We start from the raw sequence: 26,464 nt of genomic DNA, 5'->3' as shown, positions 1-26,464 counted from the left end.
TTGCGCGGCTTCCGACCCTGCAAGCCATTTCAACTGCCCGCACGCATCTGGCCCAGCCAGTTCTCCAAGCCCTGCGCATTAAGGCCGACATCCAGGCTTAGCAAATTTCGAATTTCTTCCTCCGGCAATTTGCAGCCATGGGCGAGTACTCGCTGCAACAGGAGTTCCCCGAGTTCTTCTACCAGCGCCGCGTGTCGGCCGGGAACGTGATTCTGCAACTTCCTGGCTATCGATACATGGGCATCGATCAAATCGTGCATCTCGGCCGCGTGGCGCGGCAAATTGCCAATGCGGCCATAATGCGTCAGAAAGGCGTAAGAGGGATTGTAGCTCATGAGCCGGTCCAGGGAGGCGTGCAATGCTACGGGATCGAACTGTACCGGAGTGGTGGTGGGAAATACGAACTCCATGCCGTCCACGTCGAATTCGCGATAGGAAATTCCGAAAGTATCGCCCGTGAAAAATGACCGGTATTGCCGATCGAGGATGCAGTAGTGATGGCGCGCATGGCCCGGCGTATCGAGGAACAGTAATGGGCGGCCGTTGAAATCCAGGTTGAACCCGTCTGGCGCTTCAATGATGCGGTTTGCATCCACCGGGCGGATGACCCCGTACATGCGTTTGAATTCGGCTTCCCCGTAAACTGTCATTGCACTCGAGATGAGCCTGGCGGGGTCGGCCATGTGCCGCGCGCCGCGCGGATGCACTACCAGTTTTGCATTGGGAAAACGATGCATGAACTCTCCCGCGCCGCCTGCATGATCGAGATGTATGTGTGTGACAAACACATAAGCCATATCGTCGGGGGCAAGATTCTTTCTTTGCAGCGCTTCCATTACGCCATCAACGGAAGATGAGGTTCCGGTATCTACCAGCGCCGCTTTGCCGCCTTCGACGATGAGGTGAATCGCAGCCAGCCCCTGGCGCAAATAATCCGCGTCAATGGCACTAATACCATTTTCGTAATCGGTAACGCGGGGCCGGGCTGGCGGGGTAGGCGGGGTTGCAAGCGTTCCCGCATGGCGAGACAAGTCGTCATCCATAAAACAATAAGGTCTGATTTCAGGAATTATGCTATCGGTTGCTTCAGTTGATCGAGAATTGCGGGGTTTTCCAGTGTAGAAATATCCTGGGTCAGTTCCTCGCCCCTGGCCAAGGTGCGCAGCAGGCGCCGCATGATTTTACCGGATCGGGTTTTGGGAAGATTGTCGCCAAAGCGGATCTCATCAGGTCTGGCAATGGGACCGATTTCCGTCGACACCCAGTTACGCAATTCTGCCGCGATATCGTGAGCGCTCTCGCCTTGCGGACGTGCGCCCTTGAGCACCACGAACGCGACTATTGCTTCGGTTTTGATCTCGTCGGGTTTGCCGACCACTGCCGCTTCCGCGACCAGGGGGCTAGCGACCAGCGCTGATTCGATTTCCATGGTTCCCAAACGATGGCCGGAGACAGTAAGCACGTCGTCAACGCGTCCCATGATCCAGAAATAGCCGTCGGAATCGCGATTGGCCGAATCGCCCGCCAGGTAATACTTCCCGCCAAGCTCTTCGGGGAAATATGTTTTCCTGAAACGCTCCGGTTCGCCCCACAGTGTGCGCGCCAGGGAGGGAAACGGACGTTTAATGACAAGAAAACCTCCCTTGCCGTCAGGTATGTCTTGTCCCGCTTCGTCCACGACTGCGGCCACAATGCCGGGCAATGGCAAAGTGCAGGAGCCGGGCTTGAGCGGTACGGCCCCGGGCAGGGGAGCGATCATGTGAGAGCCGGTCTCGGTCTGCCACCAAGTATCCACTACGGGACAGCGGGATTGACCAACGACGGTGTAGTACCACATCCATGCTTCCGGATTGATTGGTTCGCCCACCGACCCTAGCAGGCGTAATGATGAGAGATCGTATTTTTCCGGAAAATCCGGTCCGAGTTTTATAAGCGACCGAATTGCGGTCGGCGCGGTGTAAAACACCGTAACCCGATGGTCCTGTATCATTTTCCAGAAGCGGCCGGCGTCGGGATAGGTGGGAACACCTTCGAAGATGACCTGTGTAGCCCCTAGGGCCAATGGACCGTACGTAACATAGCTATGTCCGGTAACCCAACCCACATCGGCTGTACACCAGAAAACATCGGTGGGTTTGTAATCGAAAACCCATTTCATGCTCGTGATTGCGCCGAGCAGATAACCCGCGGACGAGTGCTGTACACCCTTTGGATGACCGGTGGAACCAGAGGTGTACAGCGTGAACAACGGATGTTCGGCATTAATCCATTCCGGCTCGCAGGTATCATTCTGGTCCCGGGTCAACTCGTGCCACCAGACGTCGCGCGAGCCCTGCAACTGCGCGCTGCCGTCACCACGTTTGTAGACTACAACGGATTTCACCGAATCAGTTTCCCCCTTTGCAAGCGCTTCATCCACCACGGCTTTTAAGTGGTTAATCTTGCCGCCGCGCCACTGCTCGTCCGCGGTGATAACAGCCACTGCTCCTGCGTTGAGAATCCGTTCGTGCAAGCTCTTGGCGGAGAAGCCGCCAAATACCACTGAATGAGTGGCGCCAATGCGGGCGCAGCTTTGCATTGCTACCACGGCTTCAATGCTCATCGGCATGTAGATAACGACACGGTCGCCTTTCCTGATACCCAGCGCCTTGAGCCCGTTGGCAAACTGACATACCCGGCGATGGAGATCGCGATAGGTGGAACGGGTAATGGCCCCGTCATCCGCCTCGAAAACGATTGCGGTTTTGTCCGGCTGAGTGGCGAGATGGCGGTCGAGACAGTTATAAGAAACGTTCAGGTCCCCGTCATCAAACCACTTTAGAAAGGGATGATTTGTTTCATCCAGCACCCGAGTAAAGGGTTTGTGCCACAATATATGTTCTCTCGCCAGTTTGCCCCAGAACGCGGGAAGATCTTTTTCAGCTTCCGCGCAGAGGGCATGGTAAGTTTCCATGCCGGGCACGTTAGCTTGTCCAATGAATGCCCCGTCGGGCGGAAATATGCGAGTTTCATGCAAGATCGACTTGATCGTGGCCACGGTACCCTCCGGTTAATTATTTTTGAGAATCGTGAAATTGTATCACTGGGAGATTCCCTGCATGAAAATTGCATCAGGCCATATGGAAGTGGACTACATGTAGCACACGAGAGGCATGGATAGGAGGCATGAATAATCTGGGCAAACCCCGGGCAGCAGATTTTACGCCGCAGTTGGCTTCGAACCGGGTTTGCGACAGTCTTGGTAGCGAGCGGAGCCTGAAAGGTAGCCCGAAAAGCATCGGCTAACGCAACCATTTATGATTATGAGCCTCTTAGTAGTAGGAATAACGTTTCCATATTTTCGACAGGGGCGTCAGGGTACTTCGCGCTTGGATGCCCAAACAGTGAAGGAAGCGGATACAAATGGTGATGGCCATCCTTCGCCAGAAGCCTGGCAGAGGGAGCGCCCTGAAAATTTGTGGGATGCATTCTTATGTTCGCCGTGGCTCGAGCAGCGAGTTTCCTGACAAGCATCTGTTTCATTAATTATAAATTTTTGCTAAAATAGCCGCCGACTATGGGCTCTTTTTAGCCCATTTTTTGTTTGTGTCGATGCTATGGATCTGTATGAGTTACTCGACTCGACTCTGGCGGGACTGGGCTACGAGCTGGTTGAAGTGGAGCGGTCATCCCGAGGGAGACTGTTGCGGGTGTTTATTGACAAGCCCGACGGCGTCGGTGTAGATGATTGTGTCGCAGTCAGTAATCATCTGAGCCGGTTGCTTGCGGTTGAGAACATCGACTACGATCGGCTGGAAGTATCGTCTCCCGGCTTGGACCGGCCACTGAAAAAGGCTTCGGATTTCATCCGTTTTGCGGGAGAGTCGGTTAAACTGAGGTTGCGTGTAGGGTTACAGGGTCAGAGGAATTTTGTCGGAATCCTGCGTGAAGTGAATGATGGCGTGTTGAAGCTGGAAGTAGACGGAAAAATGCTTGATCTCGAGTTGAATAATCTTGAGAAGGTTCGTCTGGTTCCAAAATTGTAATTATCCGAGGAATTGGCTGGAGGTAACATGACCCGCGAGGTTTTGCTATTGGTGGATGCGCTGGCGCGCGAAAAGAATGTCGAGAAGGACATTGTTTTTGTCGCACTCGAACTGGCGTTGGCATCCGCTACAAAAAAGCGTTTTCACGAGGACGCTGATGTGCGCGTGTCGATTGACCACGAGACGGGTGATTATCAGTCGTTGCGGCGTTGGCAGGTGGTGGCGGATGATGCAGTTGAGGACCTTGCCCGTCAAATTCCGTTGAGCGAGGCGCGGCAGCGCGATCCGGAAATCAATCTGGATGACTTCGTCGAAGAGGTGCTGGAACCGTTGGAGTTTGGACGCATTGGCGCCCAGGCTGCGAAGCAGGTGATATTCCAGAAAATAAGGGATGCGGAACGGGAGCAGATCCTGAACGATTTTCTCGAGCGCAAAGAATACATGGTCACGGGGACCATCAAGCGCATGGAACGCGGTAACGCGATCATCGAATCCGGAAGGGTTGAAGCTGCTTTGCCCCGTGACCAGATGATTCCCAAGGAAAACCTGCGGGTCGGCGATCGTGTGCGTGCCTATCTGTACAAGATCGACCGAAACGCACGGGGTCCGCAGTTGATATTGTCGCGGATTGCACCGGAGTTTCTGATAAAGCTGTTCGAACTGGAAGTGCCGGAGATCGAGGAAGGCCTGCTGGAGATCAAGGTCGCGGCAAGGGATCCGGGTTCGCGTGCCAAGATTGCGGTCAAGTCAAACGATCAACGTGTTGACCCGATTGGTACCTGTGTCGGTATGCGAGGTTCCAGGGTACAGGCGGTGACGGGTGAGTTGGCAGGAGAAAGGGTGGATATCATTTTGTGGTCGGATGACCCTGCCACATTCGTGATCAATGCATTGGCCCCTGCCGAAATCAGCAGTATCCTGGTGGATGAGGAAAAACACAGCATGGACATCGTGGTGGACGAGGACAACCTGGCCCAGGCCATTGGGCGCGGGGGCCAGAATGTCCGGCTTGCCTCAGAGTTGACAGGTTGGGAGCTCAATATCATGACAATGGAAGAGTCACAGGCAAAAAATGAAGAAGAATTTTCCGTTCTTCGTCAGCTCTTCATGGAAAAACTTGATGTGGATGAGGAAGTGGCGGATATCCTGGTACAGGAAGGTTTTACGACTCTGGAAGAAGTGGCTTACGTGCCGCTCAGCGAAATGCTGGAAATCGAGGCATTTGACGAGCAAACCGTCAATGAACTTCGTACTCGGGCTCGTAACGCTCTTCTGACCGAGGCGATCGTCAGTGAAGAAAAAGTAGAGCATATAGCAGAAGACCTGCTTTCGCTCGAAGGTATGGATGGCCACACTGCGCGGGAACTTGCGGCTAAAGGGGTGAATACTCAGGAAGACCTTGCCGACCTGGCAGTGGATGATCTCGTTGAGATGGTCGAGATGGACGCCGAACGAGCCAGGCAATTGATCATGACGGCGCGCGCGCCGTGGTTTGCCTCTGCGGATAAAGCATAGGTTATTTAAAGGTTATCAATGTCTCAAATGAATGTAGAACAATTCGCTAGTGAACTGGGTGTGCTTCCAGCAGTACTACTGGAACAGCTGCAGGCTGCGGGGGTATCCAAGCATCTGACTGAGGATAGTTTGACGGAGAAGGATAAAACGCAGCTTCTTGATTATCTGCGAAAAATTCATGGCGCTAAAGAGGAAAAAGGCAAAATTTCCCTCCCGCGCCGCCAGACTTCTGAAATCAAGAAGTCGGATAGTACCGGCAGACCCCGCAGTATTCAGGTGGAGGTGCGCAAAAAGCGCGTATTTGTAAAAGGCGACCTGACAACAGCCGCGAGCAAGACGATCGAACCCGCAGCCGCAGCGCCTTCTGTTCCTTCCACGGCCGTTCCGGTTCGCGCCCCGGTCATAGATGCCGCGGAGCAGGCATTGCGTGAAGAGGAAGCAAGAAAACAGGCCGAATTGATTGCACGGCAGACCGCGGAACTCAGGGAAAAGAAGCAGCGGCAAAAGCCCGTGGCTGATGTCAAGGAAGAACCGGTTGCGGCGGTGGGTGAACCTGCGGCTCCTGCTGAACCTGCACCTGCCGTTGCACCTGCCGCTACCCCACCGGTAGCTCCCGTAACGGAAACGGCTCAGCCCCAGCCTGTTCCAACCGAGGGCACTTTGCACAAACCGGTGGTCAAGCCGGAAGACAAGGCGGCCAAGGCCGAAAAGAAAAAGAAGCAGGCCAAGCAGGTAGTCTGGAAAGACGAAAGGACCGACAAACGCGGACTCAAGGCGCGCGGCGATTTATCGAGCGTGAAAGGATGGCGCACACGCAGGGATAAACACGGTAGACCCTCGGCCGAAGACCAGGGCGCCCATAGTTTTTCCGTGCCGACAGAGCCGGTTGTGCATGAAGTCATGGTACCGGAGACCATTTCCGTCGGGGCGCTAGCCCAGAAAATGTCAATCAAGGCCGCGGAAGTTATCAAGGCGCTGATGAAAATGGGAAACATGGTAACCATCAATCAAATGCTGGACCAGGAAACGGCAATGATCGTGGTGGAGGAACTGGGCCATGTGGCCAAATACGCCGCGCTGGACAGTCCCGAGTCCTTTCTGGCGGATACGGAATTACCGGGAGCGGAATTCAAGACAGAGCCGCGTGCGCCGGTAGTCACCGTGATGGGGCACGTCGATCACGGGAAAACCTCGCTTCTTGATTACATACGCCGTACCCGAGTGGCAAGTGGAGAAGCAGGCGGCATCACCCAGCATATTGGCGCCTACCACGTGGAAACCGAAAGAGGAATGGTCACGTTTCTGGATACGCCCGGCCATGAAGCGTTTACAGCCATGCGCGCTCGGGGCGCAAAGGTTACCGATCTGGTCATATTGGTGGTGGCGGCCGATGACGGTGTTATGCCTCAAACAATCGAGGCCATACATCACGCCAAGGCCGCCAAAGTGCCAATCGTGGTGGCAATGACAAAAATAGACAAGCCAGAAGCTAATCCCGAACGCATCAGACAGGAACTGGTGACGCAGGAAGTGGTGCCGGAAGACTGGGGTGGCGACACCATGTTCGTCGAGGTCTCCGCCAAGACTGGACAGGGTATCGACGCACTTCTGGAAAGCGTTCTGCTTCAGGCTGAAGTGCTGGAACTCGGGGCGGCAAAAGATGCGCCCGCCAGAGGTATTGTCATCGAATCCCGTCTTGATAAGGGCAGAGGCCCGGTGGCAACGATACTTGTACAGTCTGGAACGTTGAAGCGCGGCGATATCTTGCTGGCAGGCGCAGTATTTGGCCGAGTGCGGGCGATGCTCGACGAGACCGGCAAACCAGTGGAGCAGGCGGGGCCTTCGATTCCGGTCGAAATCCAGGGTTTATCAGAAGTCCCAGTGGCTGGTGAAGCCGTAGTGGCATTGACGGATGAGCGTAAAGCCCGTGAAATTGCGCTGTTCCGTCAAGGCAAGTTCCGGGACGTAAAGCTTGCCAAACAGCAGGCAGCCAAGCTGGAAAACGTGTTCGAACAGAAAGGCGAGGTCAAAGTGCTTGCGCTCATCATCAAGGCCGATGTTCAGGGGTCTTATGAGGCGCTGGCGCATGCACTTCAACGGCTTTCTACCGATGAGGTCAGAGTTAACATTATCCACAGCGGCGTGGGTGCGATTACCGAATCCGATATTAATTTGGCGCTGGCGTCGAAAGCTGTTGTGATCGGATTCAATAGTCGAGCCGATGCAGTTGCCCGTAAGCTCATCAGTTCTACCGGAGTGGATGTGCGTTATTACAGCATCATTTACGAGGCTGTAGACGAAATCAAAGCAGCCCTATCGGGCATGATGGCGCCGGATCGCAAGGAGAATATCACCGGATTGGTGGAAATTCGTGAAGTATTCCGTATTTCCAAAGTGGGGGCGGTGGCTGGTTGCCTTGTACAGGAGGGTATCGTCAAGCGGGGCTCGCTGGTAAGGCTGATACGTAACGGCGAGGTAATTCATACTGGCGAGCTTGAGTCGCTGAAGCGCTTCAAGGACGACGTGAAAGAGGTAAGGGCGGGCTTTGAATGTGGCTTGTCGCTGAAGAACTTTAATGATATTCAGGTGGGCGACCAACTTGAAACGTATGAAATCGTCGAAGTTGCACGCAGCTTGTAACTACGGGGCCTATAGGGTCCGTTATGCCTAAAGATTATTCTCGTTCGTTGCGTATTGCCGACCAGATTCAGCGTGAGCTGGCTGACCTGATCCGCAACGAATTGAAGGATCCTCGTATTGGCATGATTACTTTAACCGGCGTTGAGGTTAGTCACGATTATACGCACGCCAAAGTTTTTTATACGACGCTACGTAGCGAAAGCGACAATTTTCTCACTGCGAAAGGGTTGGAACATGCGGCTGGATTTTTACGTAGTCATCTGTTGCATCGATTGAAGCTCCGGGTTGTACCGCAACTCCATTTCATCTATGACGAATCAATAGAGCGCGGCGTGCGTCTATCACAACTGATAGATGAAGCCGTTGCGCTGGAGAGCCCTGCAAAAGATCCGGATGATAGTTGATCTGCCGACGGTTCAGTTCGCCGTTCAGTGCCCATATTGAATCTGCAAGTTTTAAAGCCCAAACTCGTCAAACGAGAGATTAGTGGCGTTCTGCTGCTCGACAAGCCTTCCGGTATCTCGTCCAATAACGCGTTACAAATTGCCAAACGCATCTTTGCTGCGCGCAAGGCGGGCCATACCGGCACGTTAGACCCGATGGCAACCGGACTGCTGCCAATTTGCTTCGGTGAAGCCACGAAGTTTTCGTGGGCGCTGCTTGGCGCGGACAAGACATATGAAGCGACGCTGAGACTGGGCTATATCAGTACCACTGGGGACGCCGAGGGTGAAATTTCAGTTGCGAGCCAAATAGAGCCCCGTTATTTGAAATTTTCGCTGCCACAGATTGAAGCAGTGCTAGCGAGCTTTACCGGCGCAATCAAGCAGGTCCCGCCTATGTACAGCGCGCTGAAGCATCGGGGAAAACCCATGTATGCGTACGCCAGGGAAGGGGTGGAAATCGAACGGCAGCCGCGTGATGCCTTTATACACGATTTGCATATCGACTCGCTTGAGGGTAACGAAATGCGCATCCTGGTCAAGTGCGGTACTGGTACTTATATTCGTACGCTAGCTGAAGATATAGGCAAGGCGCTCGGATGTGGTGGGGCATATCTTACCTTTTTGCGCCGGAGCATTCTGGATGGTTTCGACTTGTCGCATACCTATACGCTCGATGCGCTTGAAGCTATGTCCTTGCCGCAGCGGGACCGCTGCCTCCTTCCCGCTGATACTCTCATGCGAGGTTGTCCCGCCGCTACGCTGGACGCCGCAGCAGTGATATCTTTGCTACAAGGACGAACGATCGGAAGCTACTTCTCTACGGACAGCTTGCAGGAGGGACAAAAGATTCGATTGTACGATCAGGAAAATCGTTTTTTAGGGCTGGGAGAAATGACTGGAGGCGGCGAAATAATTCCCAAAAGACTCATGTCGGCATCGTTGTCATGAATTTTGCTTGGAACGCATACTGTCGGTGACATCTTTGCCTATCCCGCGATAGCCGGTGAAACGGCCAGACGAATCGAACATCGGTTCGCCGCTAACCATCAAATATTGTTCTGACCCATCAGATTTGGTCCGGCTGTAAACGAAATCGATAAACGGCCGTCTCGCCGCGACATTTGCCTTGAATGCGTTGTATTCAGCCTTGTTCCAGTGCGCTTTATGGTCTATGGGCTCACCCATCAAGTTGTCAACTGTGATTCCGAGCATTTCAAGGACCGGCCCATAAACTTTAGTAAAGTGGCCTTTTTCGTCCTGTTCCCAGTACCAGTCAGAGGCCAATTCGGTCAGGCGACGAAAGCGCGCCTCGCTTTCTCGTAATTCCGCGGTTCGCTCGGCCACGGTCTGTTCCAGTTTTTTATTGTAATTCTCCAATTGTTTGTATAACAGGCGTACTTCCAGCATGTTGTGGATACGTGTCTGGACTTCGATCAGATCAAATGGCTTGCTGACAAAATCCTTTGCGCCAGCCTGTAGCGCCCGGAGCTTATGGCCCGGCTGGGCTGTGATCACGAGTACCGGCAAATAGTCTTCAGGCGCGATTTCCTTCAGGGCTTCCAATACCTGAAAACCATCCATGCCGGGCATTTGCAGGTCGAGAAGAATCAGGTCATATTGGTTCCGGCGATAGAGTCCACTAACGTCGCGGGGATTCATTGTCGAGGCAATACGGGTATAACCCGCGTCGCTCAGCATTTGCTCAAGCAGCCGGACATTGGCTTCCTGATCATCAACAATCAGGATCTTAGCGTTAAGAATGTCGGGTTTGCTAATCATTATTCTTGTCCTGTTTCACTGGCAATTGATCAATTCTTTACAAGTTGACAAAGATATCGCATTGGTTCTAAAGATGATATGTAAAAACGGTTATTTCTGTGTAACTGGCTGTATTATATTTCCCGATAACAGAAAGCTACCGCATTCCGGTACATCGTTCGGGGTAAATGACAGGCTGTTGAATGGGAGTAAGGCGTGACGTGGGCCTCTCCCTATATGATTGACGTGAACTATCAAGCCCAAGTAGAAATTGAGCCGGCGATAACCTACGGGAAATATAATTCGGCATTATGAATATGCTCTCTCTGAAATTCTATAGGTATTTTTGTTCGCTTGCTTGGCATCCAAGAGAGCTGCATCTGCATTTTTCAACAGCGTCCTCACATCTTTGCCATTGACAGGATAAAGACCGATACCGGCGCTTGCGGTCAGACTGATATTGTTCCCCTGAATAGTATAGGGCTGCGATAGCGCCTTGATTATTTTTTCTGCCGCAAGGGTCACACCGCCGATATTACTCACATGCGGCATTGCGATCACAAATTCATCGCCGCCAAGGCGTGCTGCGGTGTCTTCCTGCCTCACCGCCGCTACCAGACGTGCTGCCACGAGCTTCAGAAGCAGATCACCCACATCGTGACCCAAGGTATTGTTGATCTGCCTGAACCCATCCAGATCCAGATACAAGACCGCCATTATGCTGCTGTTCCTCTTTGCATGGATAATAGCCTGGGAGACCCTTTCTTCCAGAAGTCGTCTGTTGGCAAGCCCCGTCAACGGATCGTGCAAGGCCATGAATTCCTGAGTCTTGGCATAACTGCGCGCCCGCTGATGCAGGAGGCGTACTTCCAGCAGGTTATGAACGCGTGCAAGCACCTCGGCCATATCAAAAGGTTTGCTGACGAAATCCTTTGCCCCGGATTGAAGCGCGCGTAGTTTACAGTCCGGATTGGCGGTAACCACCAGCACTGAGAGGTATCCATCCGCTTCAATCTCCTTCAGGGCATCCAGCACCTGAAATCCGTCCATGCCCGCCATTTTCAAATCGAGCAGGATCAGATCGTAATGATTCTGCCGGTGCAGGTCATATACCTGGTGTGGATCCATCGTCGAGCTGACGGAAGTATAGTTTGCGGCAGCCAGCACGCCTTCCAGCAATTGGACGTTTGATTCCTGATCATCGACAATCAGGATTTTTGCGCTATGAATATCCGTTTCAGTGATCATATTGCTTGCATTTTCATCCGGACAAACTGCCTCTCAAGCTCTGGCCGGTACTCCGTATAATTCTGAGCATAACGAGGTCGATTTGCGTCGGAGAACAGTGAATTGTCGGAGCCTCGTTCGATATTCAGATACGCACGCTTTAATCGCGTATATTTTGCCGCTATTTTACGTGAGCCTCTGTGCGCTAACTCTCATAAGAAAAACAGGAAGCAGTTCTAGCTCTATTACTCCAAGGGTTGACACATCGGTCTGGTAGCAGCGAGCTAGTGCAGAGAAACCGTTTTTCCGCACGGCAACAATGCCGCAGGAGCCGTCCAGATGCTCGCGGAGGACTATGCAAACCCGGATGGGATGATATATGGAAAATTCATTTTCTACATCATTGCGAGACCTGCTCCGGCAACTAAAACCAGGAAAATCCTTATCAGCAAGGCACCTGTCGAATGTCCGAGGTAGCCAAGGAAACTGCCTGGACCAGAGCTTACAAGGGAATAATATTTGACCCTTGACACACTCTCCTTCTATAATTGCACCCTCTGACGCGGGGTGGAGCAGTCTGGCAGCTCGTCGGGCTCATAACCCGAAGGTCGTAGGTTCAAATCCTGCCCCCGCAACCAAGTCATCAAGCCATTGATCATTAAACATGATCAATGGCTTTTTTCTTGTGCGCCCAGCATGAGGCGACTTCGGGCGCTGTCCCGCCGTAATTGATCGCAGCAAACGACTCGAAGAGACTGCATGAGGTGCCCGGTGAGGAAGCGGGATAGAGATAGGGATGGTCAGGGGAGACGCAGGACAGAACTCTACCTAATGCACGAGCCCGATAGCTATGCGGATGATACGAAGCGAAAAAGACCCTGCCGACTGATTGTAGACTGCGGCTGACCAAATCCGCCGGCAGATATCACCGCAACTCGTATTGCGTGAATAGGGAACTTTATTGAAGAGGCTGAGTCAAATGAGGACTGGTAGTCCCTTGGGAACAATCCAAGCATTTCTTGATTATTGAACAGGAGCTGATAAATGGTAACGACAATCGGAAATCACCGGTTACAAGAAAAGAATCACCGTTCAGTGTCGACCGCGGCTGGAACTTTTGTGAATTAATTAAGTCTAAGCAAAACTGGTAGCTTATGTATCGATTTTTATTAATCTCGCAGGAGTTAACGATGATTTTCATTATCCCGAATGGGAATCAGGTGGATGCTGAAGAAATCCTGGAACCATATTGAAATTTATTTGATCTAAGTCGCACTGGTAGTTTATATACGATTTTTGTTAGCTGTAAGTAATTGATTAGAATAGGAGTTGGCAATGTCAACAACTACACTTGGTAACAAAGCGGTAGATCAAGCGAAGGCGAATAATACTTCCTACGATATATCGGAATGGTATGACTCAAAGTATTACAAATTGGGGCTGTTACCCATTTTGGGGATAGCGATATTCTGGGTCTGGTTCCAGCGCACCTATGCCTATTCACACGGAATGGACTCAATGGAGCCCGAGTTCGAACAGATCTGGATGGGTCTATGGCGTTTTCAAATGATGCTCTGGCCCGTTGTAGCGCTGGTCGTATGGGGCTGGGTATGGAAGACACGCGACACCAAGGAGCAACTGGCCAACTTACCGGTGAAGAAGGAAATCAAGCGGTACTTTTATTTTCTCATGTGGCTGGGTGTTTACTTGTTCGCTGTGTATTGGGGGTCAAGTTTCTTTACGGAGCAAGACGCCTCATGGCATCAGGTGATCATTCGTGATACCAGTTTCACGCCAAGCCATATTCCGCTTTTCTATGGCTCGTTCCCGATGTACATCATCATGGGCGTTGCGTCTTTTCTGTATGCAACCACCAGGTTGCCGCTATATGCAAAAGGCACATCGTTTCCCTTGGTAATGGCTATTGCCGGTCCCCTGATGAGTCTGCCGAACGTGGGTCTTAACGAATGGGGGCACGCCTTCTGGTTCATGGAAGAACTCTTCAGCGCACCGTTGCACTGGGGCTTCGTAGTATTGGCCTGGGCGGCTCTGTTTGCGGGCGGTGTTGCAGTACAAATCATCGCACGCTTTTCGAACCTTTTGGATGTGCAGTGGAACAACCAAAGTAGAGCTATTCTAGATGACGTTATCTAAGTCTGAGTTGTAGCTGTGACCGCTCCGCCTCTGCTAAACGCAGGGGCGGAGTCGCGCGTAGCGGCGGAAGCAGCAAATATAAGCCCACATGTTGCTAAAAATCCCATCCAAATCTATCGTATCACCTGCATAAGCGCATTATTTTCAGATGCAATATTCCGGATAATCTTTTCAATCGGCTTAGGACGTAACGGCCATTTAGTCATTAGCAGCAATTGGAATTGTGGCTAAATTCTGATTCCTGTGCTAAAAGTCGGAAAGCCGTTTTGATTGCCCCTTTCCGTATACCTGCCGTAAAGACCATTGCTAACATTGCGGGCTGTGCAGCGAAGTAGTCCACTGAATAGAAGAAATCGCTGGACGGCATTACCATTTGGCAAAATTGCAGGTAGGCGTCGCGTGCTACCGACGAGAACGGGATCGAGGCCAGTAGCGTTTTGATTGGAATTCGGACTCCCTGCGCTCTCAGGCCCAGGATTCTTTTGCCGTTCGAATTTCGGGGCGCTATCATCGATGCGTCATGTTATTGATGATGTGTCAGCTTTGGTGCTCTCCTACCATGATCTCGATGTCTAGAGAATGGCGAGGAATTGTCGGCGCTGAGCAAAAAAGGATGCGGATTTTGCCGGATTACTGCTGTATAAGCAGGATTAAGGCCGCCGCCTACATGTTATAATTTTATCTTGGCGTTGCTTGATTTTCAGCTTTTATGGCGGGCCTCCCCGCATTGCATAGTAGTGAACCTGGTCAGGTCCGGAAGGAAGCAGCCACAGCTATATTCTGCAAGTGCCGGGGGTCAGGCTCGCCACCCCTTTGTTTGCAGGTAAATGGTGCAGATGGGTGATTTGGGTGGAGTCGGCCTCAAGCCGGTTCTACTCCATCTCGAGATTGTTAAACAGAACAAATCCTGCGTTCTTTTCAGCCTTCGAATTCAATCTAAAATAGTTGTTGTTCAATATCGTGTCCCAGACTCAGGTTCTTGCCCGCAAATGGCGCCCAAAGCGCTTTTCCGAACTGACCGGACAGGATCACGTGGTAAGAGCGCTTACCAATGCGCTTGAACAAAGGCGGTTGCATCATGCATATCTGTTTACCGGCACACGCGGCATCGGCAAGACGACTATTGCGCGTATTTTAGCCAAGGCTCTCAACTGTCAGACAGGCGTTACGCCAGCACCTTGCGGCGGATGCACCGCCTGTACCGAAATTGACTGTGGCCGTTTCGTGGATTTGATCGAGATGGATGCCGCTTCAAATACGCAAGTGGAAAAGATGCGTGAACTGCTGGAAAACGCACTCTACGCCCCTACAGTAGCCCGCTACAAAATTTATATTATTGATGAAGTACACATGCTCTCCAAATCGGCTTTCAATGCCATGCTGAAGACCCTGGAAGAGCCGCCGGAACACGTCAAATTCATCCTCGCCACCACAGATCCGCAGAAGATTCCCGTAACCGTTCTATCTCGTTGTCTGCAATTCAACCTGAAGCAGATTCCGCTGCCGCTGATCGCTGCGCATCTCAAGCATGTGCTGGAACAGGAGCATATAAGTTGCGATGCGGCATCGTTACAGTTGCTGGCGCGTTCTGCGCAGGGAAGTATGCGTGACGCCTTGAGCATTCTGGATCAGGCGATTGCTTTCGGAGAGGGCAAGATAGAAGAAACCGGGGTGCGCGACATGCTCGGTGCTATTGATCAGAGCTATCTTTATGATCTGTTGTATGCGCTCGCACAAAAAGAAGGCGCCCGCATGCTGGCGATTGCCGATGCGATGGAGACCCGCAGTCTATCATTTGATGCGGCGTTACAGGATCTGGCAACGTTATTACATCGTCTTGCTCTGGCGCAAATCGTGCCGGAAGCCATCGGAGAGGATACCCCGGAGCGCGAGGAGGTTTTCGCACTGGCGAAAATATTCATGCCGGAAGATATTCAGTTGTTCTATCAGATCGCCATACAGGGCAGGGATGACTTGAGCCGGGCGCCGGATGAGTACGCCGGTTTCACGATGGCGCTGATGCGAATGCTGGCTTTCATGCCGGAGAGCATATCGAACGTATCGGAAGCGGAGGGGAGGCCCGAGGCAAGGATAAATCTCCCCTCGCCCTCAGTCCCAAAGACTTCACGGGCTGCGGAGAGCGCAAAGGCCGGGCCGACCGTGGAGATACCAAATACACAAAAAATACCAAATACACACAGGACAGTAGAGATTGCAGCGGCATCAGAAACAATTGAGGAACCGGACGCTGACATAAACTCGTTCAGTAGCGACTGGGTGGCGATGGTAAACCAGTTAAAGTTGAGCGGCATGACGAAAATGCTGGCTCAACACTGTGAAGTGAAGAATGTTTCACCGAACGAAATCGAATTTTGTGTGCCGGAGATACATAAGCACCTGCTGGATAAAGCCTATCAGGAGAGAATGCAAGCTGCGCTGAGGGAACACCTGGGCAAGCCGGTTCGGCTGAAGTTCTCGGTCGGGATCGTCACAGGTCATACAGCCGCGGAGCTGGAGGATCGTGAAAAGCGGGAGAGGCAGTCCCAAGCGGTTGCGGCCATCGAATCAGACCCGTTTGTTCGGGACATGGTGGAGCATTTCGATGCAAAACTGATCGTTTCTTCGATCAAACCCATTCAATAGCGGAGGAAAAAATGATGAAAGGCGGTTTGGGCAATCTGATGAAACAGGCTCAGCAAATGCAGGAAAACATGAAAGACATGCAGGAAAAACTGGCCTCGATAGAAGTGGAAGGGCAATCCGGCGCCGGAATGGTCAAAGTAGTGATGACTTGCCGCTATGACGTGAAGCGCGTCAACATTGACAGCAGCCTCATTGGCGATGATAAGGATATGCTGGAAGATCTGATTGCCGCTGCGGTAAACGACGCTGTGAGGCGGGTGGAATCAACCACTCAGGAAAAAATGGCGGGCTTCACCTCCGGGCTGTCTTTGCCGCCAGGGATGAAACTGCCATTTTAGTTTTATCTGGAAGATATAACCCGTTCCAGTGGCCCTACGTTCCCTGCACCGGCAACGTCTATTTTCCACCACACAGGATATCCGCGTTTAAGTGTATTTCTTTGTTTCGCTTAAGTGAAAGCGCCAACCAGCCTCGATGATCTGATCGATGCTTTACGCTGCCTGCCGGGCGTGGGTCCCAGATCAGCCCAACGCATGGCCTATCACCTGTTGCAGCGTGATCACGCCGGCGCGCAGCGCCTTGCCAATTCGCTTGATTATGCGTTGGGGCATATCAGGCATTGCGAGAAATGTAATAACTTCACCGAAGACATAATATGCGAGTTGTGCCGCTCCCAACGGCGCGACGCGGCATCGCTATGTGTAGTTGAGATGCCCGCCGATCTGCTGATGATGGAGCAGGCCCACTGTTACAAGGGTATGTATTTCGTGCTGATGGGCAGACTTTCGCCATTGGATGGTATCGGTCCCAGGGAAATTCATCTTGATCGGCTGGTGAAGCGGGCTCAGGACGGTGTAGTAAGGGAAGTTGTGCTGGCTACCAATTTCACGGTGGAAGGCGAGGCGACCGCTCACTATATCAGCGAGCTGCTAAGTAATGATAAGAGCCTGAAAATCACTCGCATTGCGCGCGGACTGCCGGTCGGCGGCGAGCTGGAACACGTGGATAGCGGTACACTGGCGCAGGCCGTGTTCGAGCGGAGAGAGATTTAGAAATTATTTTATCGTCATTCCTGGCTTGAGCCCGGAATCCAGTTCAAATCAACCCTGACGTGTTTTGTATGCCACTGTACAGGCTTTCACCGGTATTACGTTTGTATTATTCGTTGCCGGGCTATAAACGTAGACATTGCAAAGCTTGAAGTGAGACTCAGATGAAAGCCAGCCTACCGAAGTCCCCGAAGCACTCCAAGCCACACTCCAAATCATTGAAGCCGCGAAAATCGGCAACGCCTTCGCTGAAATCACCATCGTCGCCTGGACCAATAAAGAAAAAAATCCCTGCTGCAGCCGGCACCAATGCCGGCTCCGCGTCTGGGCGGGCTATAACCCAAAAACTGCATAAACTTCTGGCGCAAGCCGGGTTGGGCTCGCGCCGTGAAATGGAGGAATTGATCGCTGCCGGACAGGCAACCATCAACGGAAAGATTGCGGGCATAGGCGACCGCGTTGGGCCCGAAGATATTGTTCGGGTGGGGAAACGCACCATTCATTTCAAGTCCAGTGGCCGTCTGCCGCGGGTCATGCTTTATCACAAGCCGGAAGGGGAAATAGTCAGCCGCGATGATCCTCAAGACCGTCCTTCAGTATTCGATAAGCTGCCGCAACTGCGGTCATCCAAATGGATAGCTATCGGTCGATTGGATTACAACACCAGCGGACTGCTGATTTTTACCACTGACGGCGAATTGGCGAACCGGCTGATGCACCCGCGCTTCGAAGTCGAGCGCGAGTATGCGGTGCGGATTATGGGTCGTCTGACTCCGGAAGTAGCGGAACGATTGACTACAGGGGTGGAGCTGGAAGACGGCCCGGCAAAATTCGATTACCTGTCGGATGAAGGTGGGGAGGGTTCCAACCACTGGTATCGCGTGATATTGAAGGAAGGCAGGAATCGCGAAGTACGCCGCATGTTTGAAAAGGTGGGGATGACAGTAAGCCGACTGATGCGAGTTCGCTTCGGTCCGATAAACCTGCCCCCACGCTTGAAACGCGGAAAATGGATGGAGTTGGACGAGGCCGAGATAAAGCGGCTCCTGGAGTTGGTCGGTTATTAATTCCGCAGTATGCAAATTGGTTCCACCGGTTGATCCGAAATCAGCTAAACAGTTTACTATTCCGGTTTGAACCGGAATCCGTCCAAATCATTCGTCATTCCGGGCTTTGACCCGGAATCCAGCTCAAAACCAATCAATGAATGGGGCGCTCGCACCTCTTGAATACCCGGTCCCCCGGGTATGACGTTTCTGTATTCATGACCTGATTCACGCTAACTCCCGGGTACCTATCGAGGAAGCTGATCTCGTTTCAGCAGGAAAACAAATTTGTCCCCAGCGCTGGTTTCGAGCCAGGTAAAAGGGGTTTTGGGAAAGGCTTGTTCCAAAGCATCCCGATTATGGCCGATTTCGACCACTAGCATTCCCTCATCGGTTAAATGGCTGGCTGCTTCGTGGAGGATTGCTCGCGTTGCCTCCAGCCCATCTTTGCCGCTTGCCAGAGCATTATCGGGCTCGTGGCGATACTCCTCGGGGAGTGCCGCCATCGATGCTGCGCTGACATAAGGCGGATTGCTGATGACAAGATCGTAGCGCCGGCCTGACAATCCGGAAAATAGATCGGATTGAATAATATTGATTCTATCCTCCAGGTTGTAATCCGCTACGTTCTTCCGCGCGACACAGAGCGCCTCATGCGAAATGTCTACGGCGTCTACCATGGCGTTGGGGAAGGCATGAGCAAGCAATATGGCAAGGCATCCGGAACCAGTGCAAAGATCAAGCGCGGACTTGACGTCATCCGGTTCTTCGACCCAGGGAACGAGCCGGTTTCTCAGCAGCTCCGCAATGAAGGAGCGCGGGACGATTACGCGCTCGTCCACGTAAAAACCGAAGTCTCCAAGCCATGCCTCTTTGGTAAGGTAGGCGGCAGGAATTTTTTCAACTGTGCGGCGTTTGATTATCCCCAATACCTGCTCCAATTCTTCAGCGGTGAGGCGCGCATCGAGGAAAGGTTCCAGCCGATCGAGCGGAAGGTGCAGGGTGTGGAGAATGAGATAAACCGCCTCGTCGTACGCCGAGGCTGAGCCATGGCCAAAAAAAAGACCAGCTTCGTTAAAACGGCTTACCGCAAAGCGTAGCACGTCGCGAATAGTATGGAGTTGGGTTTTGGCCTGGTTAAACATCGATCTTTTTCCAGTTATAAATCTAATTTCTTGGCCCCTTATAGCTGCGGCAAGGCTGCAGTGCATCGAGAAACGGTACAGCATGCATCATAAACCGCTCGCGTCGGATCTTCCTTGATGTTTTGATGAAACCATTCACGAAGGGAATAAAAATCGCGGAAATAGAATAGAAGCGCGCTTCAATTACAGATAGCGCTGCCCCAGGAAATGTTCGTTTTCGCACAGATGACCCTGGCACTCGCGCCTACAGTTAATTGTGTCGGATCTGTGGGCTCAAGACGACATACAGATATATCTTCGACTCCATCGATTCATCGCCTGCGAGGAACAAACATGAGTAAAGTCACAGGTGGTCATACAATTTTGATTTCGGCGAAGCGCTAAAAGACGCAGTAGGTAAGTGACCAACAGGAGACCCGATCCCGGTTCCTGACTCAGGATTCATAGTCACGGTGGCTATGATCCGAGGTAATTTTACCAAGGGAATTGTCCCACCGCATTTAGAAGTCATCGTTTAACGCGGGAAGCACGATCAACAATCAACTGAAAGGAGTGTTGAAATGACGAACGGTCCAACTACAGCTACGCAAGGACGGCAACCAAACGATTTCACGTTGCGAGGCGAAAATAAGCAAATTTACTTTGCGACTACCAGCTTCCCAGGGGAACCGTTATTTACCTACAAGGATGAGGAAGATGAGAGCCGCAACCGCGAGTTCAGAGGAGATGAGATCGATATACTTGAGGTGAAATTCGGTAAACTGATAACGGTCTTGATTGAACAGGTTCCCGATTCTCACGTGATTTACCTGACTCTGGTGTTACCGACGATCTATTTGCCCGAAGGAGAAAACGAACATCCTGTAGAGACCATCGCGATAGTTACAACGCATCAAACCCCTTTTACCGGACCCGGCGGTAATCCTAACGGACTGCAAGTCGACACCTACGATACCCTGGTTCTTGAAGGAACTGCTCGCCTTCTTATCACCTGAAAATGGAGCGCATCCATAATCGGGGTTATTCCTCGCTCCATTCACGGATAGACATCGCGTGAACGGAGCTATTATGCATCTTAAATTTTTATGCTGCCGGTGGTCTCTATACTTGTCGACTCCTCCCATGAGTCGGAGAGCAGCGTCATTTCAATAACAAATCCTCCAGTACCAGTCGGTAAATTTGCGGCAGCTGTTCCAGATCCTCTACTTCCACGTATTCATTGAGCTTGTGAATCGTGGCGTTGCGCGGACCCATTTCCACTACTTGGAGGCAGATGTCGGCAATGAAACGCCCATCGGAGGTTCCGCCCGATGTCGAAAGTTGGGGCTCGATTCGTGTCACAGTTCTGATTGCGCGGCTTACCGCTTCGACCAGATTACCTCTGGGAGTGAGGTATGGCTTGCCAGGGGATTCCCATAGTAGGTGGTAATCCAGTTTTTGCCGATTAAGAATTTCATGTACTCTGGCTTGCAGCGATTCAACCGTGCTGGCGGTGGAGAAACGAAAATTGAACAGCATCGTGACTTCGCCCGGAATAACGTTAGTGGCGCCAGTGCCTCCGGTAATATTGGAAATCTGCCAGGTGGTGGCCGGAAAATATTCGTTGCCCTCGTCCCATTCGGTTCGCGCCAGTTCGGCAATGGCCGGGGCCGCCAGATGTATCGGATTTTTTGCCAGATGAGGATACGCAATATGGCCCTGTATGCCCCTCACGGTCAACGTGCCGGATAAGGAGCCGCGTCTGCCGTTTTTAATCGTATCGCCAAGTTTGTCCACGCAGGTCGGTTCACCGACGATGCAATAATCGATGCGTTCGTTACGCGCTCTGAGGGCTTCCACCACCCTGACGGTGCCGTCCACGGCCACGCCTTCCTCATCCGAGGTAATAAGCAACGCAATCGAGCCACCGTGGTCGGAGTGTTCGGCAACAAAAGCTTCTATTGCCGTTATGAACGCCGCAATCGACCCTTTCATGTCAGCCGCGCCTCGGCCGTAAAGCCTGCCATTCCGAATCACCGGATCGAATGGATCACTTTCCCATTTTTCGAGTGGCCCGGTTGGCACGACATCAGTATGGCCGGCGAAGCACAGCAGTGGAGCGCCGGTTCCCCGCCGTGCCCACAGATTATCGACCTCGCCGCAGCGTATTCTTTCAATGTTGAAACCGATTTTTTCGAGACGGTTAATCAGAATTTCCTGGCAGCCGTTATCGAAGGGGGTCAGTGACCGGCGGGCGATCAGGGCCTGTGCGAGAGCCAGTGTGTCGTTATGCATTGATATTTCCTGAAAAGAAACTGATTCCGGATGAGAGGGAGATCGAAATACCGTCCGCTGGTCGGCCATTGATTCGCTGGGCAACCCCGTGCAACCCTATAGCTGTCATACCCGCGTAAGCGGGTATCCGGTGGCGTGTTAAGCACGCAATCCCTGATGGGACTGGATTCCGGGTCAAGCCCGGAATGACGAGATTCATGATGTTTTGTCTGTCAAGTAAGCAATAGGGATAGAGGGGGATAGAGGCGCAAGACTGCCGAGAAAAATGTCAATTCGCCGGTTAAATCCCGCGCAGCAGTTCGTTGATGCCGGTTTTTGCACGGGTTTTCGCATCCACCTGCTTTACGATGACTGCGCAATAAAGGCTGTATTTTCCATCTGAAGAAGGCAGGTTTCCAGAAACCACTACTGATCCGGGCGGAATACTGCCATAGGTTATTTCGCCGGTTCCCCGGTGATAAATCTTGGTGCTCTGGCCAATGTAGACGCCCATGGAAATGACCGAATTCTCCCCAACAACCACTCCCTCGACAATTTCGGAACGCGCGCCAATGAAACAGTTATCTTCAATGATAGTTGGATTCGCCTGCACGGGTTCAAGCACGCCGCCTATCCCCACACCGCCCGAAAGATGTACATTTTTACCGATCTGGGCGCAGGACCCCACAGTAGCCCAGGTATCGACCATCGCGCCTTCATCAACATAAGCCCCAATATTGACGTATGAGGGCATCAGAACAACATTGCTGGCAATGAACGAGCCCTTTCGCACTGCTGCGGGAGGTACGACCCGAAAGCCGCCGTTACGAAAATCCTTGGAACTGTAATCCGCAAATTTGGAGGGCACCTTATCGAAATAATTGGAAAAGCCACCCTTGATAAAGCTGTTATCCTCCATGCGAAAGGAAAGCAACACGGCTTTTTTGATCCATTGATGTGTCTTCCACTCGCCGCCGGTTTTTTCCGCCACCCGCAGTTTGCCGCTGTCGAGCATTTCGAGCACCTGTGTAACGGATTCCTTGAGCTTGGCCTCGACATTACGCGGGGTAATTTCGGCACGGCGTTCGAATGCTTCTTCAATGGTGCTTTGGAGCTGATCCATGGTTTTCCTTTGAATTCCGGTTAATCTGATTCCGTCGCTATAGAGAAGATACCAGCATTTTTATCCGCTCGACCGCCGCTACGCATTCCGCCAACGGTGCGACCAAGGCGATGCGAACGAAATTTTCGCCAGGATTAATCCCATGCGCATACCGCGCCAGATAACTGCCCGGCAAAACCTTTACATTATAATCACGATAGAGCTGGCGGGCGAACTCGATGTCACTAATCGGCGTTTTTATCCACAAGTAAAAGGCTGCGTCAGGCATGGAAACTTGCAACGTTCCCCTCAGCAACTCAATCACCGCGGCAAATTTCTCCCGGTAAAGGCGGCGGTTCTCGATAACATGAAGCTCGTCGTCCCATGCCGCCTCGCTGGCCGCCTGCACTGCGGGATTCATGGCGCTGCCATGGTAGGTGCGATAGAGCAGGAATTGTTTCAGTATCGCCGCATCGCCTGCAACAAATCCTGAACGCATGCCTGGCACATTGGATCTTTTCGAGAGGCTGCTGAATACGACAAGCCGGGAAAAGCCGCTGCGGCCAAAATGATGGGCAGCTTCAAGCGCGCCAAGGGGCCGCACGTTTTCGTCGAAATAAATTTCCGCGTAGCACTCGTCCGAGGCAATAATAAAGCCATGACGATCTGAAAGCTCGAACAACTGCCGCCACTCATCCTTCGACATTACTCTGCCAGTAGGATTGGCCGGAGAACAGACATACACAAGTTGTGTGCGCGACCATACAACCTCGGGCAGTTGCGCATAGTTGAGTACAAAATTATTTTGTGGAAGCGTATTCAGGAAATAAGGCATGGCCCCTGCCAACAAGGCCGCGCCTTCGTATATCTGATAAAACGGGTTCGGACAAACTACAATGGCTTCTGAAAATGACGGATCAATCACTGCCTGGGCAAAAGAGAACAGTGCTTCTCGGCTCCCGTTAACGGGCAGAATCTGCGTGTCGGGATCGATCCCAGACAACTGATAGCGTCGCATCAACCACGTTCCGATACTTGTACGCAGCGACCTTGCTCCAGCCGTGGTGGGATAGTGGGCCATTTTCGCGAGGTTGTCCGTTAGAACCTGGCGAATGAAGTCGGGTGTTGCGTGTTTGGGCTCGCCAATGTGTAGATTGATGGAAGAAAAAGCCGGCTCCGGCTCGATTCCCTCGAACAACTTGTTGAGCTTCTGGAAGGGGTAGGGCTGCAGGCGGTCGAGATTAGGATTCAATTTAAAGGCTGGAGAAGGCTGGTACTGAAACCATTATTCCCGAGGTTGAGTCATTGATCGAAGCAGGATTATAAAGGGCAGGCGTCTTGCCAACCAATCAAAATAAACAAAATGAGCAAAACGGCCAAAACATCTTGCCGGTGGCAGCTCTGCTCATTGGGGCTGTTATCTGGGGCCTGCTGTGGTATCCGTATCGATTACTGGAACAAGCCGGGATAAGCGGGCCGGTTGCAACCGTGATCACCTATGTTATGGCCTTGCTGCTGGGGTTGGTCTTATTTCGGAAGCACCTGTGGAAAACGCAGATGCATGGTGGCGGATTCCATTTGTTGCTCGGTATAGCGTTGTTCGCTGGCTGGACCAATCTGGCTTACGTGCTTGGCGTGATCCACGGTGAAATCATGCGGGTCTTGCTGCTATTCTATCTCGCGCCGCTGTGGACTATCGTATTTGCACGCGTCCTGTTGAACGAGGTGTTGAGCCTGCATGGGTATCTGGTTATCGCTTTTTCGCTAGCCGGGGCGATAATAATGCTGTGGCAGCCCGATAATGGTGTCTCGTTGCATTCCTCCTACGGTGACTGGATGGGGTTGTCAGCCGGCTTCACATTCGCACTCTCGAACGTACTGAGCCGCAAAGACCAATATCACAATGTTCAGTTGAAATCGGTGGCGGTGTGGATCGGAGTTGCACTGATAGCATTCGGTTACAGCCTCTTTCTGGCAGACCTGCCTGTTTTGAGCGATGTCTCCGCCAATACGTTTCTGCTCCTGATGGGCGTGGGGCTGATAGTATTTGCGCTGAGCGTGATTGTGCAATATGGTCTCACGCATACTCCCGCGAATCGGGCTATTGTGATTATGCTGGTCGAACTGGTCGCGGCGGCGGTTGCGGCGTATTTTCTGACTGACGAGGTAATGGCGCTGAGAGAATGGCTTGGCGGCGCGATGATCGTTTCGGCCAGTCTGCTTTCCGCGAAGATGAATCGAGAGTAGGAAGTTGCCCTGCTGGCCCTCGTAAGTAACAAATTGCAATTGCCGTATCGGCTTCTCACAGACCTGAAAGAGAGCAGATGAACATGAGCCATAACGTAGTGTTTCTGGAACGGGATTCGCTGAAGGTGGAGGTGCGCCGGCCGAATTTCGAACATACTTACGAAGAATATGCCCAAACCGGTCCCGATCAGATCGTGTCGCAGCTGCAGCGCGCAACGATCGCAATTATCAACAAAGTTGGATTGAGCGAGGAAATTCTCGCACAATTACCAAGGCTGAAAATGGTCGCCATCGCCGCAACGGGATATGACGCCATCGATATTGCGGCCTGCCGAAAGCGCGGCATTGCCGTGGCGAATATCCGCAATTATGCAATCCACACGGTGCCGGAGCATGTGTTCGCAATGGTGCTCGCGTTACGCAGGAATTTGTTGGCGTACCGGCAGGAAATTGAGCAGGGAGCGTGGCAGAAATCGGAGCAATTCTGCTTGTTCACGCATGAGATTGGCGAGTTGTTCGGCGCGACCATGGGCATTATCGGCGAAGGCGCCATTGGACGCGGCACCGCGGCCATTGCACGCGGCTTCGGCATGCGCGTGCTGTTCGCGTATCACGCGTCATCCAAGAAAAAGGACGTGGTACTTACGCCGCTCGATCAAGTGCTTGCCGAATCGGATGTACTCTCGCTGCACTGTCCATTGTCCGCCGCAACGCGAGACATGATCGGCATCGATGAACTGCGAAAGATGAAGCGCAGCGCACTTCTGATCAATACGGCGCGCGGCGGATTGGTCAATGAGGCGGCGCTGGTTCAGGCGCTGGACGAAGGTCTTATCGCCGGCGCCGGTTTTGACGTGCTCACTACCGAACCGCCGACGAATGGCAATCCCTTGCTCGACCTGCACCGCCCCAATTTCATCCTGACGCCACATATAGCCTGGGCCGCAGCCGAGGCAATGCAATTTCTCGCTGACCAGCTGGTCGACAATATCGAGGCCTGGGTGGCGGGTAAGCCGCAGAATCTGGTCACCTGATCAAGAACTGGCTTTGGACCCATGAGCGGCTGTAACGAAAATTCCGCTTTCCAGCCTGTCGCGTTGCGCTAATTCGCTCATCGGGGATCTATTCAAGAGTTACAGAGATGGTTCGCGACAATCACCGAGATGGGAATCCGAAGGTTTTGATCCTGCGAAACTGCTTGGACATGAAGCTCT

Annotated in this window: 21 protein-coding genes, 1 tRNA gene and 1 other RNA gene; 15 read left to right on the top strand and 8 right to left on the bottom strand. The window is 52.4% G+C overall.

Features of this window, described 5'->3' with window-relative positions; translation table 11 throughout:
- Positions 1-29: 29 nt before the first annotated feature.
- Together BMX66_RS04295 and acs are read right to left on the bottom strand one after the other, a co-directional pair.
- Positions 30-1,031: an MBL fold metallo-hydrolase gene (locus BMX66_RS04295; protein WP_369826954.1), complete on the bottom strand. Its 1,002-nt coding sequence runs from the start codon at positions 1,029-1,031 to the stop codon at positions 30-32.
- A 38-nt stretch (positions 1,032-1,069) separates the two neighbouring features.
- A complete protein-coding gene (gene acs, locus BMX66_RS04290) occupies positions 1,070-3,037 on the bottom strand; it encodes an acetate--CoA ligase (RefSeq protein ID WP_090878679.1) in 1,968 nt (655 codons plus the stop codon).
- Positions 3,038-3,596: 559 nt separating this feature from the next.
- On the opposite strand from acs, the gene rimP reads away from it, so the two are divergent.
- From rimP to truB, 5 genes are read left to right on the top strand one after another with little or no spacing between them, the layout of a single operon-like run.
- Entirely contained in the window at positions 3,597-4,025 is a 429-nt protein-coding gene (gene rimP, locus BMX66_RS04285) for a ribosome maturation factor RimP (RefSeq protein ID WP_090878676.1), read from the top strand.
- Between the two features lie 27 nt (positions 4,026-4,052).
- Positions 4,053-5,540, top strand: a complete 1,488-nt coding sequence (gene nusA / locus BMX66_RS04280) for a transcription termination factor NusA (protein WP_090878674.1) — start codon at positions 4,053-4,055, stop codon at positions 5,538-5,540.
- An 18-nt stretch (positions 5,541-5,558) separates the two neighbouring features.
- Positions 5,559-8,180 carry a translation initiation factor IF-2 gene (gene infB / locus BMX66_RS04275; protein WP_090878672.1) on the top strand — a complete coding sequence of 874 codons (2,622 nt, stop codon included), beginning with the start codon at positions 5,559-5,561 and terminating at the stop codon, positions 8,178-8,180.
- A gap of 23 nt (positions 8,181-8,203) precedes the next feature.
- Positions 8,204-8,584: a 30S ribosome-binding factor RbfA gene (gene rbfA / locus BMX66_RS04270; protein WP_090878670.1), complete on the top strand. Its 381-nt coding sequence runs from the start codon at positions 8,204-8,206 to the stop codon at positions 8,582-8,584.
- A gap of 36 nt (positions 8,585-8,620) precedes the next feature.
- Entirely contained in the window at positions 8,621-9,574 is a 954-nt protein-coding gene (gene truB, locus BMX66_RS04265) for a tRNA pseudouridine(55) synthase TruB (protein WP_255398805.1), read from the top strand.
- On the opposite strand, the gene BMX66_RS04260 is transcribed toward truB, so the two are convergent.
- Positions 9,569-10,405, bottom strand: coding sequence for a response regulator (locus BMX66_RS04260; RefSeq protein ID WP_090878668.1), 837 nt, complete (start codon positions 10,403-10,405; stop codon positions 9,569-9,571). The genes truB and BMX66_RS04260 overlap by 6 nt on opposite strands.
- Before the next feature lie 288 nt (positions 10,406-10,693).
- Positions 10,694-11,632, bottom strand: coding sequence for a GGDEF domain-containing response regulator (locus BMX66_RS04255; RefSeq protein WP_090878666.1), 939 nt, complete (start codon positions 11,630-11,632; stop codon positions 10,694-10,696).
- Positions 11,633-12,172: 540 nt separating this feature from the next.
- Here BMX66_RS04255 and BMX66_RS04250 point away from each other — a divergent pair.
- The 7 genes from BMX66_RS04250 (at position 12,173) to rluB (ending at position 18,524) form a co-directional block, all read left to right on the top strand.
- A tRNA-Met gene (locus BMX66_RS04250) sits at positions 12,173-12,249 on the top strand.
- 697 nt (positions 12,250-12,946) lie between these two features.
- Positions 12,947-13,765 carry a methane monooxygenase/ammonia monooxygenase subunit C gene (locus tag BMX66_RS04245; RefSeq protein ID WP_090878663.1) on the top strand — a complete coding sequence of 273 codons (819 nt, stop codon included), beginning with the start codon at positions 12,947-12,949 and terminating at the stop codon, positions 13,763-13,765.
- A 711-nt stretch (positions 13,766-14,476) separates the two neighbouring features.
- Positions 14,477-14,575, top strand: an RNA gene (gene ffs, locus BMX66_RS04240) — signal recognition particle sRNA small type.
- A 150-nt stretch (positions 14,576-14,725) separates the two neighbouring features.
- Positions 14,726-16,408 carry a DNA polymerase III subunit gamma/tau gene (gene dnaX, locus BMX66_RS04235; RefSeq protein ID WP_090879843.1) on the top strand — a complete coding sequence of 561 codons (1,683 nt, stop codon included), beginning with the start codon at positions 14,726-14,728 and terminating at the stop codon, positions 16,406-16,408.
- A gap of 14 nt (positions 16,409-16,422) precedes the next feature.
- Positions 16,423-16,746, top strand: coding sequence for a YbaB/EbfC family nucleoid-associated protein (locus BMX66_RS04230; RefSeq protein WP_177168745.1), 324 nt, complete (start codon positions 16,423-16,425; stop codon positions 16,744-16,746).
- Positions 16,747-16,860: 114 nt separating this feature from the next.
- Complete coding sequence (recR, locus tag BMX66_RS04225) at positions 16,861-17,460, top strand: recombination mediator RecR (RefSeq protein WP_090878659.1); 600 nt, start codon at positions 16,861-16,863, stop codon at positions 17,458-17,460.
- A gap of 161 nt (positions 17,461-17,621) precedes the next feature.
- Entirely contained in the window at positions 17,622-18,524 is a 903-nt protein-coding gene (gene rluB / locus BMX66_RS04220) for a 23S rRNA pseudouridine(2605) synthase RluB (RefSeq protein ID WP_090878657.1), read from the top strand.
- 227 nt (positions 18,525-18,751) lie between these two features.
- Here rluB and prmB read toward each other — a convergent pair whose 3' ends face one another.
- Positions 18,752-19,648: a 50S ribosomal protein L3 N(5)-glutamine methyltransferase gene (gene prmB, locus BMX66_RS04215; RefSeq protein WP_090878655.1), complete on the bottom strand. Its 897-nt coding sequence runs from the start codon at positions 19,646-19,648 to the stop codon at positions 18,752-18,754.
- Positions 19,649-20,208: 560 nt separating this feature from the next.
- Here prmB and BMX66_RS04210 point away from each other — a divergent pair.
- Positions 20,209-20,643, top strand: coding sequence for a hypothetical protein (locus tag BMX66_RS04210; protein ID WP_090878653.1), 435 nt, complete (start codon positions 20,209-20,211; stop codon positions 20,641-20,643).
- A gap of 145 nt (positions 20,644-20,788) precedes the next feature.
- Here the strand turns inward: BMX66_RS04210 and dapE are convergent, their stop codons facing one another.
- The 3 genes from dapE to dapC form a co-directional block, all read right to left on the bottom strand.
- Positions 20,789-21,922, bottom strand: a complete 1,134-nt coding sequence (gene dapE, locus BMX66_RS04205; protein ID WP_090878651.1) for a succinyl-diaminopimelate desuccinylase — start codon at positions 21,920-21,922, stop codon at positions 20,789-20,791.
- Positions 21,923-22,202: 280 nt separating this feature from the next.
- A complete protein-coding gene (dapD, locus tag BMX66_RS04200) occupies positions 22,203-23,024 on the bottom strand; it encodes a 2,3,4,5-tetrahydropyridine-2,6-dicarboxylate N-succinyltransferase (RefSeq protein WP_090878649.1) in 822 nt (273 codons plus the stop codon).
- Between the two features lie 37 nt (positions 23,025-23,061).
- On the bottom strand, positions 23,062-24,255 hold the full coding sequence (gene dapC / locus BMX66_RS04195; RefSeq protein WP_090878647.1) for a succinyldiaminopimelate transaminase: 1,194 nt from the start codon (positions 24,253-24,255) through the stop codon (positions 23,062-23,064).
- An 86-nt stretch (positions 24,256-24,341) separates the two neighbouring features.
- Between dapC and BMX66_RS04190 the strand changes: the two genes are divergently transcribed.
- Both BMX66_RS04190 and BMX66_RS04185 read left to right on the top strand, forming a co-directional pair.
- Positions 24,342-25,250: a DMT family transporter gene (locus BMX66_RS04190; protein WP_090878645.1), complete on the top strand. Its 909-nt coding sequence runs from the start codon at positions 24,342-24,344 to the stop codon at positions 25,248-25,250.
- A gap of 83 nt (positions 25,251-25,333) precedes the next feature.
- Positions 25,334-26,284 (top strand): D-2-hydroxyacid dehydrogenase, encoded by a 951-nt coding sequence (locus BMX66_RS04185; protein WP_090878643.1) that lies wholly within the window; start codon positions 25,334-25,336, stop codon positions 26,282-26,284.
- Positions 26,285-26,464 lie beyond the last annotated feature (180 nt).

The organism is Nitrosovibrio sp. Nv6, assembly GCF_900110495.1.
Taxonomy (GTDB): Bacteria; Pseudomonadota; Gammaproteobacteria; order Burkholderiales; family Nitrosomonadaceae; genus Nitrosospira.
Note: the sequence above shows the minus strand (reverse complement) of the source record. Positions and strands in the feature narration are given on the sequence as shown.